Genomic DNA, 17,792 nt, shown 5'->3' on the forward strand with positions numbered 1-17,792 from the left:
CAGTCTGATATACACTGCATTTCTGCAATCAAAAATACCAAAAATAAAACTTGGCAGCTTAGTACCTAAGAACTTATTATCTTAAAAAGATATAACAACCAACTAATAAAAATGTAAGATATATCGCCTTGTTTTTCATTACATTTGAGTTGCTGGTACACATTTTTTATGTGTACGAGTAAAAAATACACATAATTAACTCAAAGAAATAAAATCATGATACATCAAATTGACACTACCGACAATATTGTAGCTTTTAGAGCACTGGCAGAAGTAACAAAAGATGATTTTCTGGCTGTTGTAGTTCCCGCTGTAGAACATCTGGTAAAACAAACCAACGAAATTAATTTTTTACTGGTATTAGATACCGATATTAAAAATTTTACTGCCGGAGCCTGGCTTCAGGATGCCCTTTTAGGATTGAAGAATTTAGGAAAATGGAACAGAGCGGCCATCGTTTCAGATTCAGATGATATAATCTCTTTCACAAATGGATTTAGTTATATCGTTCCGGGAGAATTTCACGGATTTAAAAAAGAGGCATTTAATAAAGCATTAAACTGGGTTGAAGGAAACATCAATCTGGCATGAATAAGAAAGCTTGAAAACCTGGCCAGAAGAAATTTAGACCTGAGATCTTTTTTGCTTTGGGAAAAATACATTGTTTAATTTTTTAAATCTTAAAAAAATAATTAGATATCTACTTTTACACGCAGGAGTATTAAAATAAAAATGCCCGTTAAGGTTACCTTAACGGGCATTTTCGTAATCAGCAATAGTTTCCCTTTTATCACTTTGCTACTTTTTTGTACACCGCAGCAGAAAGCAATGGCAAAGCAAGACTTCCAACAATAGCTCCGGTTTTAGCATGTCCGGCTTTCTTTAAAACGGCTCCAATTACAAGTGAGCCTAATCCGGCACATGTTAATTGTTTTACAGTAAGATTGGCTGTGTTTTTTTCAATTGGTTTGATTCCGTGTAGTAGAGGATCTATGAAATTTAAATTTTCCATGAGTTGTATTTATTTAGTTAAACGTATTCTTATTTTGTGTTCACTGCATTTTTTTCGTTGTCTGTTTCGGTCTCAATTTTCTCGATTTCCACTTTTTCCTTTTTGATGGCTTGTCGAAGAAGGGCAAAGAGGCTCATGTAGACATTTGCTGTAAAAACCAGCGAAAATCCGGCCAAAATATACCCGCGCCAGTCATTTAACAAAAGTTTATAATCGCAGAGAATCAAAAACGCAATCGTAACGTAGTGGCTGAAACAATACTCGCAGGTAAGCAGGTAAAAGAATTTTCTGGACAATATATATTTGTCGTATTTAGAACGTTTTACGCACCATTCATGCGGTTCTCTGAAAATTTCCTCATGCGTTACGGTCCAGCTGATGCAGGCTATTGGAACAGCCATGATAAAAAGCCAGATAATTTGATCTGTTAAAGCCATAAATTACTTTTTAAACGGGTTATTCTCTGGGATGATTTTCAGGATAATGTTCGGCATCAAAGTCGTCAAGTTCTTCGTCGTCATCCAGATCACGGTCTTTTTCCGGATCATCTTCATAATCCAGATCCGGATCATAATCATCGTTAAGATCATTCTCAGTATCATCGTTTGTAATGGCATCGTCTTCATTTACAATTCGTTCCTGATTTGGTATGTTTTCAGATCTGATATTGGTTCCATTTTCATAATCTCCTTCAGGATGCTCCGGATCTTCGATAAATTCTTCCTGATATTGGTACGGATCTTCATCTCTTGCATAATTGTCATTATCAATAAGCGTATTTTGATCTATATAATCAGGATTGCTTTCGCCAAATTCTCTTTCATCACCTCTGTGTAATTCTTGTTTGTATTGATCTTCATTAGAATAAGTACCATCAACAAGAGTATTTTGATCGATATAATCAGGGTCAAACTGACCATATTCATGGTTGTGCTGCTTTTCCATAACGTTTTGTTTTTAGATTTATAATTAATTCTAAGAAAATTGAATTCTTTATGTCTTCTACAGAAACTCACTTTTTTTAAATTCTGTTTTTACAAATTTAGCAAGGGTATAGGAGCATTGCCTTACACGAATATTTCATATAGCTGCATAATTAACAGTTATTTAAAAATGTAAGAGTTGTAAGAAATTGTATAAGCGCTTGCGGCAAAAATCACTTTAAATTTGAGTAACTTTAAATTTGAGTACATAAATTAGAAATTAATATGGCATCTGAAAAAGTAACTGCCTGTTGTGAGGCTCTAATCGAAAAAAATCTGACCATAGCTTTTGCAGAAAGTGCATCTGCCGGAAAAATGTGCTACGAATTTTCGACCGTTTTTAATTCCGGCCGAATTTTAATAGGAGGGATGATCTGCTACCATTCTTCTATGAAAGAGGATTTATTACTCATTCCGTGGGGAACTATTGAACAATACACCGCAGAATCTGCAGAAGTAACCAAATTAATGGCACAGAACTTTTCCCGTTACATAAATTCTGATATCTGCGTTGCTTTAACAGGGCTGACCACTCCGGGCGGAAGCGAAAGCGAATCAAAACCCGTAGGAACAATTTTCATACATATTATTTTTGAAGATAAAGAAATAGCCAAACGATATGAATTTCAAGGAAATGCCGAAGAAATAATAAATCAGGCAATTGATACCGCTGCCGATTTGATTTTAAAAGAAGTTTCGGAATAGTATAAATATCATTTTTCTTTAAAGTTCTATTTTTAATTTGCGTTTCTAAGAAAATTATTAAAAATTTACGCTTTGAAAACAAAATTATATAAATACAAAGTATGGGAATGATCGCAGAATACCTCATGGTAGACGAAGAAACTTTAAATAAATTGATGGAGCTTGACAACGAAGAACTCACAAATGAAATATTTGAAATTGAAGATAGTGAGAAGTTTCCCTGCATAGATATTGATAAAATATGGGATGCTTTACATTGCTTTCTGACCGGAGTTTCGGCTGCAAATCCTATTGAAGATGATAAATTAAGCGAAGCCATTGTTGGTGTTCATAATTTTAATATCGAAGACGAAGATGCTGATTTTGTTACCTGTACAGAAAATGAAGAGCTGGAAGAAATTATCAAAGCTTTGGAAAACATTGATTTTGAAAATCTTTCTGCCAATTTTGATCCTTTAATTTTAAAAAAGAACAAAGTATATCCAAACGGTATCTGGCAGGAAGATAAAGAAGTGTTGCTTAAAGAATTTAGAACAGCCCTGGACGAAATTTTGAGTTTCTACAAGCAGGCATTACAGACAGAGCATCACATTATTGTAAGCATTCTTTAAAATATAAAAACAAAAAGCCGTAAAGAGTTTAAACTTTACGGCTTTTTATTTCATTACACCTTAAATAGGAATTCAGTAAATTTGCATCTAAAGAATTCTGATTCCCTTTTTTATGAAACCTCTCACTAGCTTTAACGTAAGAACTTATGCCATTTGCGAAAACAACAATAAAATTTTAGCACTTTACGAATATCACAAAGGAAAAATCTATTGTAAACTTCCGGGCGGAGGCGTAGAATTTGGAGAGGGTATACTAGACTGTCTTCACAGAGAATTTTTAGAAGAACTCAATGTCAAAATCGAAATCCTAGAACATTTGTATACGCAGGAACATTTTGTTGAATCTATAATAGATGACGGAAGACAAATTCTCCTGATTTATTACATCGTAAAGATCACTAATCTTGAAGATATAAAAATCAATACTCCTGATATTAGCAAATTTGAATGGATCGATAGTAACGAAAACCCGTTTGTTCTTCCAATTGATAAAATAGCTCTTGCCAAATACAGAGAAAGATTTAAAATCGCGAATCAATAAATTTACTTCTTACTGTAAAGCGAACCATTTTTAATTGTCTTTTTATCCAATTCTCCCATTTGGTACAATTTTTCTAAAATTATTTTGGCATCAGAAACAGATTTATCTAAAATCACAGCATATTCTTTTGGTGCCAGAGTTGGAAAAATTTCAAAAAGCGACAATGGATTCTCCTTTGCAATGTTTTTCTTTTTAGCGTCCGGATACAATGCCAGAAGGGCATTTTCATAATTAACATAAGACTTAGAACCGTAAACCGTTAATTGATTACTGTTTCCGTCAGAGAAAAACAAAGTAGGAAAACCTCTTACGCCAAGGTTTTTCGCCATATTTAAATCATTGCGAAAAAGCTTTACTCCGTCGATTTCATAATCTGTTTTTAGTTTCTCAACATCCAGGCCGGCTGTTTTGGCAGCTTCGGCTATGTTTTCCCATTTCGCGATATTCTTTTTGTCCAGATACAGTTTTTCACGAAGGATTCGCATAAAATAAACGGCCTTTTCTTTACTCTGAATCTGTGCCGCTTTCATGGCAATACAAGACGGATACGAAGAATCAAGCGGATCTTCTAACCACACATCTCCATCAATTGGCATTTCGTAATACAAACTCGCTTCATCCCAATGATGCGCCACATCTGACGGTTTGCTGATACCACCGCTGTTGTAACTCCAATCCGGCAGTAATCCGCCCATGCGGTAATCAATTTCAAAATAATCACCGTATTCCAGTTTTAATTTTCGAAGCTGCGGTTCGATTCCCCAGCACGAAGAACAAATAGGATCTGTGTAGTAAATTATTTTAACAGGTTTGTTTTCTGCTTTTATAGAAACAGTTTCACTTGCTTTTCCGGAAACAGGCATTTCACACATTCCGGTTTCAGGATCGCATAATAGCGGATTTGTTGGATTCTCGTTCATTTTTGAATTAGTTTGCGATTGGCAGCTCGTACTGCAAATCAGGATTAATAACAGCGTCAGTATTTTCATAAAAGTCTTTTAAAATGTACGTTCGGCTTACTTATTTTTATAATTTTATGGCAAAGTTCGTTTGTATTTACTCACATGTCAATTAGTCAAAAAAACATGACTACAGAAAATAGCTCCCCAAAAGAAAAAGGATGTCCGGCAGAAGGACTTCTAAAATTATTATCAGGAAAATGGAAACCGCAGATTTTTTTATTAGCAGTTGATGGTCCAATACGTTTTAACGGACTTTTAAGAGATATTAAAGGCGCAAATAAGCAATCTATTTCGACCGCATTGCGCGAACTCGAAGAGTTTGGACTTTTAGATAAAACAGTCATTAAATTGAAACCTCTTCATATCGAATACAATCTATCAGAAAAAGGAAAATCACTAATTCCGGTATTTAAACAGCTAGAATTTTTTGCTGAAAAGTAAGTAAGATTGTAGTATCAATCATAAAGTAATTGCAATCTTACAAGAATTTGTGTATTTTCACAATTCCAAAAATTTATATGCCGTTACTATGATTGAGATACACAAAAAAGAAGATATCCTGATTCCGTTTAACCAAATTGGCGATGCGGACTGGAAAATGAATACTCAGAAAATTATTGAAGCGATTACAGATAATTTTGGAGACGATTTAAAAAATCCTGTTCCCAAAGAAGAAATTCTGGCGCTGGAAACAAAACTTGGAACTACTTTACCGAAAGGTTTAAAACTATTTTACGAAACATTTGGAATCGCTGCTATTGGCGAACAGCTTCAGGACTTTAACGAAGTAGGCTGGATAAAAGATATCTGGGCAGGTGAACCTCAATATGGCCCCGATTTTACAGGTGATGATAACAAAGTTTTACCGTATTTAATTTCTTTCAGCGACTATTTAGGCAACGGAAATATGTTTTGTTTTCACAGCGAAACCAAAGAAATTTACTATTATGATCACGACGACCAGCCTTATTTAACCAAAATGTTTGATACTGTCGATGATTACTTCAAAGGCTGTTTGATTTTTGCACAAGCAGACTTGGCAGAAAACAATGAAGCGGAGAATTGGACAGAAGAAATTGTTATACAGCTTCTTGGAGAGAAAACTGTAAAAAAATGGAGATACTAAATCTCAAAGAAATTATTTAAAAGCCCAAAATGAATTATATCAAAAAAATTAAACGTCTTTACAATCTTTCTGAAGACGAAAACTATGGTTTTTCAGAAAATGAAATGCTCGATCTTGAGAAAAGACTGAATGTAAAGCTTCCGGAAAAATTCAGAGAATACTATTTGGAATTAGGAAAAGAAGAAAATCTAAATTTTAGCTTTAACCGACTTTTAAAACCGGATGACGAAATAGAATTTTCAGAGGATAACTATTTGATTTTTTATGAAGAAAATCAAAATGTGGCCATCTGGGGAATTAAGAAAGAAGATTTAATAGAAGATAACCCGCCGGTTTACGGCAATTACGATACAATCGAAAGATCTGAGTGGGAAGTTGAAAGCCAGACAACAGAAAACTTTTTCCTGCTGATGGCGGTTTTCAACGGTACCTTGGGCGGACTAAAGTATAACGGGAATTTCATGGGCGAAATTGAACCTGAAATAGTGAAATTTGTTGAAGACAACTGGAAACTGGTTCTGGAAATTAGCAGAGAAAATCAAAAAGTGTACAGCGATCAGTTTCATGATGTCATCAGCCTTTCTTTTGATCAAAATAACAAATGTTTAGCGGCATTTATTGGTTCAAGCAATCAGAATCGTTTTGATGAAATCCTGGATTGTCTGGATATTGACTGGTCGTATCTTTCTTATGATGATGAAGATGACGAATAAAATTAACTAAACTAAAAACAAGTATTTATGTGGTTTAATAAATTTAATTTTTTCGACCTGCATCCGGGACTAACAGAACCAATTCCAGACGATTTTTTTACAAAACCTTACTCAGTAAACGAATTAGAGTTATTAGATAATATACGACAGTTATATCCGGAGGGAACTGCACCTGAGATTTTCCCAATTCCAAAACAAATAAAACTTCCAAAAGAATATATTGAACTTTTGAATTATTCAAACGGTGGCGGTATTTTAAACGGCGATCGTGAATTTGGGTATTTTTCGCTTGAAGATATTAGAGAAATGTACATTTCTTATGGTTTTCCGTTTTGGGCACCGTCATTTCTTCCGGTAGCATTTAATGGCGGAGGAAAATTCTACGCCTACGATTTCAGAAAGGAAAACGAGTTTCCCATAATTGCTGTTTCATCAGGAAATATTGGTTACGATGATGACTGCTGGGGATTTTTAGGCTATACAATGGAAAACGTTTTAAGTAATACAAACAATATTGAAGATGAGCAGGATTAAATAATCCAGCCAGATAAAAAAATAGAAATGAGAGAATTAAATTATTTAGTAAAAATAGAAGGAAACGAAGCACTTTTAGAACGATTTATAGAAGCTGTAAATAACGGTACTGTAAAACTGGATAAAGATTATCCAAATCCATATATGCTGAATTCCGGCGAAAAATTTCTGAATAGTTCTGTAATAGCATACTTTTTTCAAACAAGACCATTTTCGAAAGAACTCTATATTGATTTTTTTGAAAAACTAAGAAAACTAAACAGCTTTAATGAAATTAGCTACAGTATAGGAGAATGGATTAAAGAGCGCATTACAAAAAAGTTTTTTGACGTAAAAAAAGAATATTGGACTGAAGTCAGAACTAAAAAAACTAATCCGGAAATTTCAATATCCGAAGAAGAAAAGGGAATTTTATCCTTCTTATGTTATGTCGCGGTATGTCATATAAAATACGGCCCAAGTTATGCCGCAGTTACTGCCAATGAGTATTTTGATATAGTAACCCAATTAGGTTCAGATGAAGTACAGCGGTTAAAGAAAAATGGAACAGGAAAACTCCCAAAAGAGCTGATAGAATATAAAGACAGTGATTTAACAGCCAAAGCCAATGATGTTTTTGCTAAAATCAGTATAAAACTGGCAGGCGATAATGAAGAAAGTTACAGTAAGGCCTTGAATTTCATAAACAAATTATTGCAGACCGATTTTCCTAAAAGCTTCGAAATTAGTTTTTCATCTAAAGAAAAAGAACTTCTTGCTGTAAAAGGACTTCCAAAATGCGGACAGAATTATCTTTTCGCCGGAGCTGTAAAATATCCAAACCTTCATAAAAGCATTTTAGAATATATTAATCTTGCGAAGAAAAAATACGAATGGTATAACAATCTGGAAGATGAAAATTGTACGATGCCTTCAACTTTTGCCGTTTTTGCTTTAGGATTGCAGGACGAAAAGTATTTTGATACTCTGATCGATTATTACAAAACGGTTGATGAAGAACATCAGTCGGTTCAGCAAAAGTTTACACCGGTATTTCTGGAGAAATTTGGTGTAAATGAGAAATCGGTTAAAGTGTATATCACTGCTATTTTATCGATGCAGGAACATCCGCACAGCAAAGCATTTATTCCCTATTTTACAACTGAAAAAAGCCTGAACCTGCTATTGGACAGTAAGGAAAATTTTGCGAAATATTATTTCAGTAAAGAAGATATAAAAGAGTTTTCAAATTCAGGAACAGAAGTTCAGGAAATGGCAGATTATTGCTGGGAAAGTGTAATGTACACCACTTTTGGACAAAGCAAAGATTTTCCTAAAATAAGCAGACAGCTTAACGATGTAGAAGGAACGATTTTTAAAAAATTGCTTCCATTGCAATAGACATTCCAGAAGAACGTTTCATTGGAAGAAAAAAAATATTCGGTGAGCAGCCGTTCCAGCGGAACGATTCATCGGTAGAAAAAAGAAAATATGCGGTCAACAGACGTTCCAGCGGAACGTTTCATCGGTAGAAAATATACGTTTTGGCAGAACGTACGATTGATAAACATATAATATCATTATGGCAGATACATATACACAATTGCATGTGCAATTTGTTTTCGCAGTAAAATACAGAAAAGCATTAATTGCACAAGAATGGAAATACAGATTACATAAATACATAACGGGAATCATACAGGCAAATCATCACAAGATGTTATGTATAAATAGTATGCCGGATCATATTCACATATTTATCGGAATGCGTCCGAATCAATCTATTTCCTCATTGATTCAAAATGTAAAAACAGAAACCAGCAAATGGATTAAAGAGCAAAAGCTGTGTTCGAATTTTGCATGGCAGGAAGGATATGGAGCCTTTTCATATTCAAGAAGCCACGTTCCAGATGTGATTCGTTACATAGAAAATCAGGAACAACATCATAAAAAGAAAACATTTTTAGAAGAATATCATAATATGCTTCAGGCATTCGAAATTGAATATGACCCAAAATATGTTTTTACAGAACCAATTTTGTAATGTCGCGAAACGCTGAATACCAACGAATGTTTGCTGACATATTTGACAATTTAATAAAATGCGAATCAAACGTTCCTCCGGAACGATTTTTCTGTGGAAATAATATATTCTACCGATAAGATGTTCCTCCGGAACATTTTCTAGATATATGGAAAACGTTTCACGGTGTATTTGATGATCTAATAGAATGCAAATCAAACGTTTTTCTACCGATAAGATGTTCCTCCGGTACATTTTCTAGATATATGGAAAACGTTTCACGGGTATATTTGACGATCTAATTTTAATATTCATCTAACTTTTGTGAATTTTTTTTATAATATGTTTACTATTAATTAAAACCTCAGTTTGTTATAAAATAAGAACCAAATGAAAAAAGAAATTTTTGATATTATTGAATTACGTCCTGCTACTAAACATTATTATGGAGACAGCCTAAAAATGCCCGAAATACTGTTAGAAGATGGACTGTTGGTAAAAGCAGGAACATTAGATATTCCGCTTGGACATTCCCGTTACGGAGGACCAATTGCGGATCTTCCAAAAGATTTCGAGTACCCAAAAGATCTGCGTTTTGCTGCACAGCTGGATCTCAAACAAATTGCACCGCAAGATGTATCAGGACTTTTACCTAAAACAGGACATTTGTTCTTTTTTGCTGATATTATAGAAGATAAAGGACTGGTTGTTTACGCGAATATCGACAACAATGAGTTAGTACGGGTTGTAAAGGACCACGATGATAATTTTTTTGAAGGAGTTTTGATAAAAGAAGCTTTCGCCTCAACAGAAAAACTTTCCAGCCGTTACCGCGAGCCGGAAGATGAATACGAGGAAGAAGACGCGAATGAAGAAGGCATTCTATGGGATTTTTTCGAAGGAAGCGAAACCTCTAAAATCTTTGGAATTTTTACCCACTGCCAAATGCAGGAAGAACAAATATTAGAAGTAGTAAATTCAAATAAAGTGGTTTTACTGCAAATAGGTGAAAACGGATTTAATGACGAAGGAGTATTTAGCGTTTTAATCGATAAAGACGATTTAAAAGCATTAAATTTTAGTAATTGCGAATTTCATTGGGGACAATCTTAAAAATAAAATATGGTTAAGGAATTAGGACAAGGATACAAAATCATCGACAACGAATTTATTCTTTTTTATGAAAGCGAAGTCTTTAAGAAATTTTATAAAACAATCGATTTTGAAACCTTTCAAATTACAGCAGTAAACGCAGAAACAGAAGATGATTATGCTTCAACGATTTATTTTTCAGACAAAAAACACATTTATCTACAAAGCGCATTCTGTAGTTTTTGTATTATAGAAGATGCCGTTCCGCAGGATTTTAAAGTAATCGACGTTCAGAAAGGATATGCTTTTTCAAACGGCAATTATTACCGTCACAGCGATAAAATGCCTTTTGATTACAGTAAAGCAAAATATCTAAATGAGTATTATGCTCTCGCAGATGATAAACTGTATTTTGGAGACACGGTTCTGGTTGAAAATGTTGATATAGCATCTTTCACGATACCGCATCCGGAACTAATAGGGAATCTCGGAATGGATAAAAACCATGTGTTTTTTAAAGGAAAAATAATCCCGGATGCTAATCCAAAGACTTTTAAAATACTCGAAACCTGTCTGGACGGAACCTATTATCTCGAATGCGATAATGCTTTTTATGCCAAAGATGATAAACAGGCTTATTTCATACGAACTATTAGTAACGAAGTAAAAATTATCAAAACCAAAAGTCTCAATGATTTTCATTTTAAAGTAATCGACGAAAGAGGATACGCTTTTGATAAAGAATACAGTTATTATATGGGAAAACGAACTAAATTATAAAGAAACATCATGGCAATACACAAGTTTAACGAAGTACTAAACGATCTAATGGATTATTTCATTCTGGGCGATGTAGATTGTTTAATGCAGTATAAAATCGAGAATGATTTACCGGATGATCTTCTAACGGAATTTACAACAGAAGAAACCGGAGATCAGGTCGTAGAACAAGGCGTAATTGTACCCATGATTGGAATAGTAAATTATCCGTATACTGTTTATTTCAATCTTTCAGACGATGTTCCTGAATTATTAAAACCCGGAAATGAACTCCAGCATAAACGTGATGGATATTGTCTTACGGTTGTAAACGGCAGGATTTATTTATATACAATCCCGTATTTAAGAAATTTCACAAAAGAGAAAGTCGATTTGCTAAAAAAGTACAAACATGCAACAATAGAACTTCCAAATGGTTTTTACAGTGTTTCGATCTTAGCAGGTTTAACAAAACAGATTTTAGAAATAAAAACAGAATCTGGAGAAACAGAACAGATAGAAGACATGGAACCAACTTTTGAATTCCTGATAAAACCTTCGCCGCAAAAACCAGATTTCACAGCAGATTTTACATATCCGTTTAATGTAGAATTTTAAACCTTCAACTATTTGAAATAAAATAAAATGAACAAACAAATACAAATAGAAGAACTCAGCAACAATACTTTTTTCTGGAAATATTATTTCTGCTGGTCGCGTGGTTACGATGAAAAAGAAGAAATAAATATTGATGAGGTCTTGGAGGTTGTAGACACTAATGAAGAAGAAGCTTACGCTTGGGAAAGAACATTTTTTAATGAGGAAGATATCGAAGAAAATCCAAGATACGTTACGGGAAAAATAAACGATAATTTAAATTTTGCAGTTGAATTTGCAGAATACGAAATCAACTTTTTTCTGAATGATATTTATATCGGAAATCTAGGCGGTCATTTTGAAGCCTGGTTTTTTACATTAGAAGAATTACTGGCTTTTGAAAAACATCCAAACCTGTTTCTTCTTTTTTTACCAATGACAGGAATAACAGAAGATCAAAGAGATATTCTAAAGCCTTTTATAGTCAAACATCTGGAAACCATTCCGAAATTTGAACCCCATTCTGAATATCTGGCAGATTGTATTTTAAATGGTTTAATCATGGAATCACCATTTCAGGAAACTGCAGGAATAGGTTTAACCAATAATCAAAACCACAGCGTACGTAATATAACTGATTATCCGCGTTATAAAGAAGAGGTAACAGAACTAAATAAAATTCTGATGACTCAGAAATAGCTCATTCAAAAATTATTATGTAAGCCAAAATAGTCTTTTATGAACAATCAAAAATTTGAAACCGAAACATTTTCCCTTCTAATCCCTTCTGTTTACACCAATATGCAGGTGGTTTGGGAAAGCATTCGAGCAGCGCACGAACTGCCCAAGAGTGATTATTTGTCGTATGCAACGACAACTCTTATTCCTGTAGCATTTTTTAATGAATTTACTGGAGAGACTCTTGTTTTACGCTATTGGGAATCTTGTAAACACGAAGACCAGGAAACGAAGCTGATAGAGGAAAAGGAAATTCAATTAGCAGGTCATACATCAAATATTAGGTTGTTGAAATCAAACGATGGTCTCTTCTATTATTTGGCAATTGTCCAAATAAGCGATGAATTTTGTTATATTTTTAAAGGCGATTGTAAAATAAAAAACAGAAGTTTTTATGAACCTCTTTTTGAAGAAATATGGAAAAGTCTTGAATATTTTGGAAACCCTAAAGAAGCAATAAATAAACTTCCTCAGTTTTTACTTGATCTTTATTATCATAAAGAATCAGATAAAAATTTAGATTTTGATGATGAAGAAAACGACATTCCTCTAGTTATAGAAGAATTTTCTATTCCAGCAGACGGCAAAGAATATTGGAAAATAGATGATATCGAATTGCAGTTTTTGCCAGAATGCAGTGCTTCTGTAAATGGAACTTTGTATGTTAATTTAGAAGGGATTATTCCAAAATTTAAAGAGAAAAAACACGGTTATATAGTTGATTCCTATAATGGAGCTGTAGGATTAAATTTTTCTCTTGCTCAGATCTATAACCAAGGAATGCCTACAGGTATAATTCCGTTTGAAAAAGGCAGAGACGAAACTTACAACCATTATTTATGGGATAGAGGATTTAATTATTCGGTTGCTTTTACGGGTCATGTTACTTTAAAAGAAGGATGGGTAGGATTAACTGGTTATCTTGAAGATAAATGGGATCCTAAAAGATATAAGATAAGTTTAGCTAAAAAAATAAATGTAGAAGAGTTAGAATGGGAAAAGTATGATTTTACGTTGCTTAAAGAATTAGAAAAGGCACCACCTAAAATCGTACGCCAATTAAAATTAAAAGATCCGGATCCAGTTGAATTAAGAGAAGAACTTCATTCACTAGTTCATTTAGAATCACTTTCTATTCAGTTTTCAAATGATAGCAAAGAAGCCGAAGCATTTACCGAAATTCCTTCATCAATTAAACATTTTAAGGATTTAAAAAGTCTGCATCTTTGGGGAATTTCAGCAGTTACGAAGTTCCCGGAATGGATTGGAGATCTTCGTGAATTGGAACATCTATTGCTAGCGGGAAGTAAAGTCAAAGGCATTCATCCGTATACTTTGCAGTATCTTTCAAAGCTTAAATATTGTTATCTTGAAAATAACAATTTGGGATCTGCTCCTCAATCAATACCTGATAATTTAGAGGTTTTACATTTAGAGGGGAATCAGATCACGGATATTCCGAGTTCATATATACGATTAAAGAATCTTAGAAAACTTCACATTAGAAATAATCCTCTTGAATCGCTTCCTTCGGGACTAGAAAATATTCCGGAACTCGATTTGGAACTGGAAAAGAAAATGATTTTACTGGATTACACTTATAAAGGTGCAAATAATAGTGGCGTAATTCCTTATGACGACGAATTATTTTATGCACGAAACAATTCAGATTTAAATTCAAATCTTCAAAAAGCTATTAAAAAAACAGATTTTCAAGAATATGAAAATGGACTTTTTAAAATTGCGCGTCATGCAGTAAATTTTGTTACTACAACTCCAGATTCTTATGATGAATTGGGGAATACCCGATTTGGAGGTATTCCAGATTTACCTTTAAATCTAGATTATCCAACAGTAAAAATAGATGATGAAGAAAAAGGATATCAGTTTATTGCTCAGGTCAATTGTGCTTCAATAGCCAGCTTACAGGATTATCTGCCACGAACAGGAATACTTTATTTCTTTATTGAAGATCAGCAGGATTTTGCTCCAAAAGTTCTTTATTATGATGGAGAAATGGACAAATTAAAATCGGCACGAGAATTAAATTTTGATGAAGAGTTTATCTATGATGAAGCTGGTATTTTCCATCCATTTAAGGCTGATTCGGCAAAATGTGTAAGTCTTCCGTCGTTTTATAATGATGAACAGCACTATGAAAATATTGCGCCCGAATTAAAGGAATTAGAAGAGAAATACGAAGAAGCTGAGGCGCTCCACGAAGCACTTTTGCCTTTTGATGCAAACTCTTCTCACGGAATTAACAGTTATGTTTTTAAACAGCATGATTCCCCTGAAATTGAAGCTGTAAATACGTTTAAAGGAAAACCCGAAGAATGGATGGTACTTTTACGTGTAAACAGTGATAATAATCCGGGCTTTAGTTTTTGGGATGCAGGCGAAATATATTTCGTTATTCACAAGAGCGATCTTGGAAAAAGAGATTTTTCAAATGTGTACTGCGGATTAGAAACCAGTTAGATGTTTAAGAAAATTTTGAAGTCTTCAATGCTAATTTAGACTGCATTAAAGTTTTATTAACAAAATGTAATTTGTCATTGGTTTATATTTGTAGGAAACAAATTAATTTTGAGAGTATTAAAATCTATGAGAAATAAACTTTTAAAAATTTCCTTTTTTCTTTTTCTCTTATTTTCAGTAAAAGGATATAACCAGAACGTAAAGCTTTTAAAGATCGATCAGTTAAACGAGAGAATCAAAAAAGGGCAGGACAGTACGTATGTAGTGAATTTTTGGGCAACCTGGTGTGCACCGTGCATTAAAGAATTACCGCATTTTGAAAAACTGGGAGCCGACCATAAATCAGAAAAACTGGCCGTTTTATTGGTAAGTCTGGATTTTAAATCAAAACTGGCTTCAAACGTAGTTCCGTTTGTAAAAAGAAAAAACCTGAAGAATGAAGTTTTTCTGCTTAACGAAAGCAGTCCGCAGGAATTCATTGACCGTATTGACCCAAGCTGGTCAGGCAGTATTCCCGCAACACTTTTTATTAAAGGCGATAAACGAAAATTTGTTGAAAGCGAATTTACCTACGAACAATTATTAACTGAATATAAAAAACTGTAAACCATGAAAAAAATAATCTTATTACTGACATTAGCATTTTCTGCTTTTCTGGCTCAGGCACAAACGGGCACAACTCTTAAAGCAGGAGACGCTGCACCAGATTTTAAACTGAAAAATGTAGATAATAAAGAAGTCTCTTTTGGAGCTTTTAAAGATGCAAAAGGATATATCGTAGTTTTTACTTGTAATACATGTCCTTACGCTGTAGGTTACGAGCAGAGAATTATCGATTTGGATAAAAAATTCAAACCGCAGGGATATCCGGTTATTGCTATTAATCCAAACGATCCGGAAGCTTCAACAGCAGATACATTTGCTAAGATGCAGGATTTGGCAAAAGAGAAAAAATATCCTTTCCCATATTTATTTGATGCGGGACAAAAAATTACAGACGAATACGGAGCAAAACGCACACCTCACATTTTTATCGTTTCTAAAACTTCAAAAGGAAATGTGGTAGAATATGTAGGCGCAATCGACAACGATCCGGAAGGGAAGAATCCTCAAAAAATAAAATATGCCGAAGATGTTATTGCATCTTTAAAAAGCGGTCAAAAACCAGCTGTAACGCAAACCAAAGAAATTGGCTGTACAGTAAAAAGAAAAGCGAAAGCTTAATTACCAGAAATTTAATTTGTTAAAAAATGCCTCAGAATATGAGGCATTTTTTTATTGAATAACTTCGTTAAGCTTCTGCTGTTCTTTTAACTCCAGCTCAGCAATAATCTGTCTTTTCATTGTAGTGTGGATGTAATCTTTTGCTTCAGCATAAGAAATACTATATTTTCTTGGAATATCCTGAAAATGAACCGGGAAATCAGCTAATAACTTTTCGTAGTAAACATTCAATTGTTCCTGATCCGGCATTTCAAATTGTAATTTTACCTGAAATCTTCTCAATAAAGCCGTATCGATGCTGTTGTAATAATTGGTAGCACAGATTAACAAACTGTCGGTTGGGAAATAATCAATTAACTGGATTATCGTGTTTACCAAACGTTTCAATTCGGCTACATCCTTATCATCGTTATCACGGCTTTTCCCAATCTGGTCAAATTCATCCAGAAATAGAACCGCTTTTTCGCGGATCGCTTTATCAAAAATGGCTTTTACATTTTTAGAAGTCTCGCCAATTTTAGCATTAATTAAAGTGCTGAGGTTTATAATCACGATGCTTTTGTTTAAAGCTGTCGCAATTGCTTTTGCTGTTGTGGTTTTGCCACAGCCAGAATGTCCGTGAAGCAGTATTTTATTATCAACCTTAAGATTGTACTTTTTTAATTCGTCGATATATTTATGCTCCTTAATAATTTGAGTCAAAGCCAATTTATTCTCTTCGCTGAAAAGAAGATCATCGAGCGCAATTTTTTCAGTATCAGTTACAACAAGTTCGTACAGATTCATTTTAGATTGTATTTGGTGCAAAATTAGGCTTTATTCTGCAATATTCTCATTCCAGATTTCTTTTCCCAAAAATCGGTTTCCAAAAATAGAAGTTCCCACCCGCACCATGTTTGAACCTTCGGCAATGGCGAGTTCCAAATCCTGCGACATTCCCATCGAAAGTTTTAAATCAGTTATACCGTCAATTTTGGCATTGTAGATTTCATCTCGTATTTCCCGAAGCAATCGGAGAGAAGGTCTCATTTTTTCCTTTTCGACATCTAATAAACCAATCGTCATTAACCCTTTGATTGTAAGAGTTTCATATTGCTTTATTTCTCTTATAAATGAAATAACTGCATCTGGAGCCAGACCAAATTTGCTTTCCTCAAAAGAAGTATTGACCTGAACGAAAACATCAAGTTTTCTGCCTTCTTTCTGCAATTGTTTGTCTAATTCCTGCGCAAGACTTAATCGGTCAAGAGATTGAATACAAGTTGCATATTTTAAAACATCTTTGATTTTGTTCGTCTGAAGATGACCAATAAAATGACGTTCAATATTAAGATTTCGTAGTTCCGAATCTTTATCACGGAGTTCCTGCATCTTATTTTCGCCCATTAAAGTTTCTCCGGCTTCAATGGCAATACGGATTTTTTCGGCAGGTACCGTTTTCGTTGCAAGCAATAACTGAACATCAGCCGAATCTCTGCCTGCGGTTTTACAGGCGTTTTCTATTCGCTCATGCACCTGTTTTAAATTCAAAATAATATCCTCTTTCATAAGTGCAAAGTTATCAAGGTGTTGGATTGTAAAAAAGATCCAGTTTTTTCTATCTGAAGTAGTCCAGAGTATAGACCAGAAAATGTCCAAAATTGACAAAACTGGATGATTTAGTAGTTAGGATACCTAACTAATTTTGTCCTGACAATGAAGTCAAAATTAAA

Annotated in this window: 23 protein-coding genes; 17 read left to right on the top strand and 6 right to left on the bottom strand. The window is 33.9% G+C overall.

The window, feature by feature from the left end:
• Nucleotides 1-216 precede the first annotated feature (216 nt).
• Nucleotides 217-591 carry a SpoIIAA family protein gene (locus OZP11_RS23715; RefSeq protein WP_281232959.1) on the top strand — a complete coding sequence of 125 codons (375 nt, stop codon included), beginning with the start codon at nt 217-219 and terminating at the stop codon, nt 589-591.
• A 199-nt stretch (nt 592-790) separates the two neighbouring features.
• On the opposite strand, the gene OZP11_RS23720 is transcribed toward OZP11_RS23715, so the two are convergent.
• Genes OZP11_RS23720 through OZP11_RS23730 form a run of 3 tightly spaced genes read right to left on the bottom strand, consistent with a single transcriptional unit; the run spans nt 791 to nt 1,957 of the window.
• A complete protein-coding gene (locus OZP11_RS23720) occupies nt 791-1,012 on the bottom strand; it encodes a PrgI family protein (RefSeq protein WP_281232960.1) in 222 nt (73 codons plus the stop codon).
• 29 nt (nt 1,013-1,041) lie between these two features.
• A complete protein-coding gene (locus OZP11_RS23725; RefSeq protein ID WP_281232961.1) occupies nt 1,042-1,449 on the bottom strand; it encodes a hypothetical protein in 408 nt (135 codons plus the stop codon).
• A 19-nt stretch (nt 1,450-1,468) separates the two neighbouring features.
• The gene (locus tag OZP11_RS23730; RefSeq protein ID WP_281232962.1) at nt 1,469-1,957 is read right to left on the bottom strand and encodes a hypothetical protein; all 489 of its coding nucleotides are present in this window, start codon (nt 1,955-1,957) and stop codon (nt 1,469-1,471) included.
• Between the two features lie 263 nt (nt 1,958-2,220).
• Between OZP11_RS23730 and OZP11_RS23735 the strand changes: the two genes are divergently transcribed.
• From OZP11_RS23735 to OZP11_RS23745, 3 genes are all read left to right on the top strand, one after another.
• Nucleotides 2,221-2,700, top strand: a complete 480-nt coding sequence (locus OZP11_RS23735) for a CinA family protein (protein WP_281232963.1) — start codon at nt 2,221-2,223, stop codon at nt 2,698-2,700.
• Between the two features lie 101 nt (nt 2,701-2,801).
• On the top strand, nt 2,802-3,311 hold the full coding sequence (locus tag OZP11_RS23740; protein ID WP_281232964.1) for a YfbM family protein: 510 nt from the start codon (nt 2,802-2,804) through the stop codon (nt 3,309-3,311).
• A gap of 112 nt (nt 3,312-3,423) precedes the next feature.
• On the top strand, nt 3,424-3,852 hold the full coding sequence (locus OZP11_RS23745; protein WP_281232965.1) for an NUDIX domain-containing protein: 429 nt from the start codon (nt 3,424-3,426) through the stop codon (nt 3,850-3,852).
• 2 nt (nt 3,853-3,854) lie between these two features.
• Here the strand turns inward: OZP11_RS23745 and OZP11_RS23750 are convergent, their stop codons facing one another.
• The gene (locus OZP11_RS23750) at nt 3,855-4,772 is read right to left on the bottom strand and encodes a DsbA family protein (protein WP_281232966.1); all 918 of its coding nucleotides are present in this window, start codon (nt 4,770-4,772) and stop codon (nt 3,855-3,857) included.
• A gap of 165 nt (nt 4,773-4,937) precedes the next feature.
• Here OZP11_RS23750 and OZP11_RS23755 point away from each other — a divergent pair, with 165 nt between their 5' ends.
• The 13 genes from OZP11_RS23755 to OZP11_RS23815 all read left to right on the top strand — a co-directional run bounded on the left by OZP11_RS23755 (nt 4,938) and on the right by OZP11_RS23815 (nt 16,080).
• Entirely contained in the window at nt 4,938-5,255 is a 318-nt protein-coding gene (locus OZP11_RS23755; protein WP_281232967.1) for a winged helix-turn-helix transcriptional regulator, read from the top strand.
• Nucleotides 5,256-5,343: 88 nt separating this feature from the next.
• Nucleotides 5,344-5,940 carry an SMI1/KNR4 family protein gene (locus OZP11_RS23760; protein ID WP_281232968.1) on the top strand — a complete coding sequence of 199 codons (597 nt, stop codon included), beginning with the start codon at nt 5,344-5,346 and terminating at the stop codon, nt 5,938-5,940.
• Between the two features lie 29 nt (nt 5,941-5,969).
• Nucleotides 5,970-6,653 carry an SMI1/KNR4 family protein gene (locus OZP11_RS23765; protein ID WP_281232969.1) on the top strand — a complete coding sequence of 228 codons (684 nt, stop codon included), beginning with the start codon at nt 5,970-5,972 and terminating at the stop codon, nt 6,651-6,653.
• A 27-nt stretch (nt 6,654-6,680) separates the two neighbouring features.
• Nucleotides 6,681-7,187: an SMI1/KNR4 family protein gene (locus OZP11_RS23770; RefSeq protein ID WP_281232970.1), complete on the top strand. Its 507-nt coding sequence runs from the start codon at nt 6,681-6,683 to the stop codon at nt 7,185-7,187.
• 27 nt (nt 7,188-7,214) lie between these two features.
• Nucleotides 7,215-8,567: a DUF6138 family protein gene (locus tag OZP11_RS23775; protein ID WP_281232971.1), complete on the top strand. Its 1,353-nt coding sequence runs from the start codon at nt 7,215-7,217 to the stop codon at nt 8,565-8,567.
• A 181-nt stretch (nt 8,568-8,748) separates the two neighbouring features.
• A complete protein-coding gene (gene tnpA, locus OZP11_RS23780; RefSeq protein WP_281232972.1) occupies nt 8,749-9,210 on the top strand; it encodes an IS200/IS605 family transposase in 462 nt (153 codons plus the stop codon).
• A 369-nt stretch (nt 9,211-9,579) separates the two neighbouring features.
• A complete protein-coding gene (locus tag OZP11_RS23785; RefSeq protein ID WP_281232973.1) occupies nt 9,580-10,302 on the top strand; it encodes a DUF1963 domain-containing protein in 723 nt (240 codons plus the stop codon).
• A 9-nt stretch (nt 10,303-10,311) separates the two neighbouring features.
• Nucleotides 10,312-11,061 carry a DKNYY domain-containing protein gene (locus OZP11_RS23790; RefSeq protein WP_281232974.1) on the top strand — a complete coding sequence of 250 codons (750 nt, stop codon included), beginning with the start codon at nt 10,312-10,314 and terminating at the stop codon, nt 11,059-11,061.
• Between the two features lie 9 nt (nt 11,062-11,070).
• Complete coding sequence (locus tag OZP11_RS23795) at nt 11,071-11,658, top strand: hypothetical protein (protein ID WP_281232975.1); 588 nt, start codon at nt 11,071-11,073, stop codon at nt 11,656-11,658.
• 27 nt (nt 11,659-11,685) lie between these two features.
• Nucleotides 11,686-12,336 (top strand): Imm19 family immunity protein, encoded by a 651-nt coding sequence (locus OZP11_RS23800; protein WP_281232976.1) that lies wholly within the window; start codon nt 11,686-11,688, stop codon nt 12,334-12,336.
• 39 nt (nt 12,337-12,375) lie between these two features.
• The gene (locus OZP11_RS23805; protein WP_281232977.1) at nt 12,376-14,856 is read left to right on the top strand and encodes a DUF1963 domain-containing protein; all 2,481 of its coding nucleotides are present in this window, start codon (nt 12,376-12,378) and stop codon (nt 14,854-14,856) included.
• A 126-nt stretch (nt 14,857-14,982) separates the two neighbouring features.
• Nucleotides 14,983-15,462, top strand: a complete 480-nt coding sequence (locus OZP11_RS23810) for a TlpA family protein disulfide reductase (RefSeq protein ID WP_281232978.1) — start codon at nt 14,983-14,985, stop codon at nt 15,460-15,462.
• Nucleotides 15,463-15,465: 3 nt separating this feature from the next.
• Nucleotides 15,466-16,080: a thioredoxin family protein gene (locus OZP11_RS23815; protein WP_281232979.1), complete on the top strand. Its 615-nt coding sequence runs from the start codon at nt 15,466-15,468 to the stop codon at nt 16,078-16,080.
• A gap of 51 nt (nt 16,081-16,131) precedes the next feature.
• On the opposite strand, the gene OZP11_RS23820 is transcribed toward OZP11_RS23815, so the two are convergent.
• Both OZP11_RS23820 and OZP11_RS23825 read right to left on the bottom strand, forming a co-directional pair.
• Nucleotides 16,132-16,866: an AAA family ATPase gene (locus OZP11_RS23820; protein ID WP_281232980.1), complete on the bottom strand. Its 735-nt coding sequence runs from the start codon at nt 16,864-16,866 to the stop codon at nt 16,132-16,134.
• A 30-nt stretch (nt 16,867-16,896) separates the two neighbouring features.
• Nucleotides 16,897-17,628 carry a YggS family pyridoxal phosphate-dependent enzyme gene (locus tag OZP11_RS23825; RefSeq protein WP_281232981.1) on the bottom strand — a complete coding sequence of 244 codons (732 nt, stop codon included), beginning with the start codon at nt 17,626-17,628 and terminating at the stop codon, nt 16,897-16,899.
• Nucleotides 17,629-17,792 lie beyond the last annotated feature (164 nt).

The sequence above is a fragment of the Flavobacterium gelatinilyticum genome (assembly GCF_027111295.1).
Taxonomy (GTDB): domain Bacteria; phylum Bacteroidota; class Bacteroidia; order Flavobacteriales; family Flavobacteriaceae; genus Flavobacterium; species Flavobacterium gelatinilyticum.

Excerpts from the sequence above, each read along its gene's own strand:
- OZP11_RS23715 (WP_281232959.1), top strand. The coding sequence starts at position 217 with ATGATACATCAAATTGACACTACCGACAATATTGTAGCTTTTAGAGCA.
- OZP11_RS23720 (WP_281232960.1), bottom strand. The coding sequence starts at position 1,012 with ATGGAAAATTTAAATTTCATAGATCCTCTACTACACGGAATCAAACCA.
- OZP11_RS23725 (WP_281232961.1), bottom strand. The coding sequence starts at position 1,449 with ATGGCTTTAACAGATCAAATTATCTGGCTTTTTATCATGGCTGTTCCA.
- OZP11_RS23730 (WP_281232962.1), bottom strand. The coding sequence starts at position 1,957 with ATGGAAAAGCAGCACAACCATGAATATGGTCAGTTTGACCCTGATTAT.
- OZP11_RS23735 (WP_281232963.1), top strand. The coding sequence starts at position 2,221 with ATGGCATCTGAAAAAGTAACTGCCTGTTGTGAGGCTCTAATCGAAAAA.
- OZP11_RS23740 (WP_281232964.1), top strand. The coding sequence starts at position 2,802 with ATGGGAATGATCGCAGAATACCTCATGGTAGACGAAGAAACTTTAAAT.
- OZP11_RS23745 (WP_281232965.1), top strand. The coding sequence starts at position 3,424 with ATGAAACCTCTCACTAGCTTTAACGTAAGAACTTATGCCATTTGCGAA.
- OZP11_RS23750 (WP_281232966.1), bottom strand. The coding sequence starts at position 4,772 with ATGAACGAGAATCCAACAAATCCGCTATTATGCGATCCTGAAACCGGA.
- OZP11_RS23755 (WP_281232967.1), top strand. The coding sequence starts at position 4,938 with ATGACTACAGAAAATAGCTCCCCAAAAGAAAAAGGATGTCCGGCAGAA.
- OZP11_RS23760 (WP_281232968.1), top strand. The coding sequence starts at position 5,344 with ATGATTGAGATACACAAAAAAGAAGATATCCTGATTCCGTTTAACCAA.
- OZP11_RS23765 (WP_281232969.1), top strand. The coding sequence starts at position 5,970 with ATGAATTATATCAAAAAAATTAAACGTCTTTACAATCTTTCTGAAGAC.
- OZP11_RS23770 (WP_281232970.1), top strand. The coding sequence starts at position 6,681 with ATGTGGTTTAATAAATTTAATTTTTTCGACCTGCATCCGGGACTAACA.
- OZP11_RS23775 (WP_281232971.1), top strand. The coding sequence starts at position 7,215 with ATGAGAGAATTAAATTATTTAGTAAAAATAGAAGGAAACGAAGCACTT.
- tnpA (WP_281232972.1), top strand. The coding sequence starts at position 8,749 with ATGGCAGATACATATACACAATTGCATGTGCAATTTGTTTTCGCAGTA.
- OZP11_RS23785 (WP_281232973.1), top strand. The coding sequence starts at position 9,580 with ATGAAAAAAGAAATTTTTGATATTATTGAATTACGTCCTGCTACTAAA.
- OZP11_RS23790 (WP_281232974.1), top strand. The coding sequence starts at position 10,312 with ATGGTTAAGGAATTAGGACAAGGATACAAAATCATCGACAACGAATTT.
- OZP11_RS23795 (WP_281232975.1), top strand. The coding sequence starts at position 11,071 with ATGGCAATACACAAGTTTAACGAAGTACTAAACGATCTAATGGATTAT.
- OZP11_RS23800 (WP_281232976.1), top strand. The coding sequence starts at position 11,686 with ATGAACAAACAAATACAAATAGAAGAACTCAGCAACAATACTTTTTTC.
- OZP11_RS23805 (WP_281232977.1), top strand. The coding sequence starts at position 12,376 with ATGAACAATCAAAAATTTGAAACCGAAACATTTTCCCTTCTAATCCCT.
- OZP11_RS23810 (WP_281232978.1), top strand. The coding sequence starts at position 14,983 with ATGAGAAATAAACTTTTAAAAATTTCCTTTTTTCTTTTTCTCTTATTT.
- OZP11_RS23815 (WP_281232979.1), top strand. The coding sequence starts at position 15,466 with ATGAAAAAAATAATCTTATTACTGACATTAGCATTTTCTGCTTTTCTG.
- OZP11_RS23820 (WP_281232980.1), bottom strand. The coding sequence starts at position 16,866 with ATGAATCTGTACGAACTTGTTGTAACTGATACTGAAAAAATTGCGCTC.
- OZP11_RS23825 (WP_281232981.1), bottom strand. The coding sequence starts at position 17,628 with ATGAAAGAGGATATTATTTTGAATTTAAAACAGGTGCATGAGCGAATA.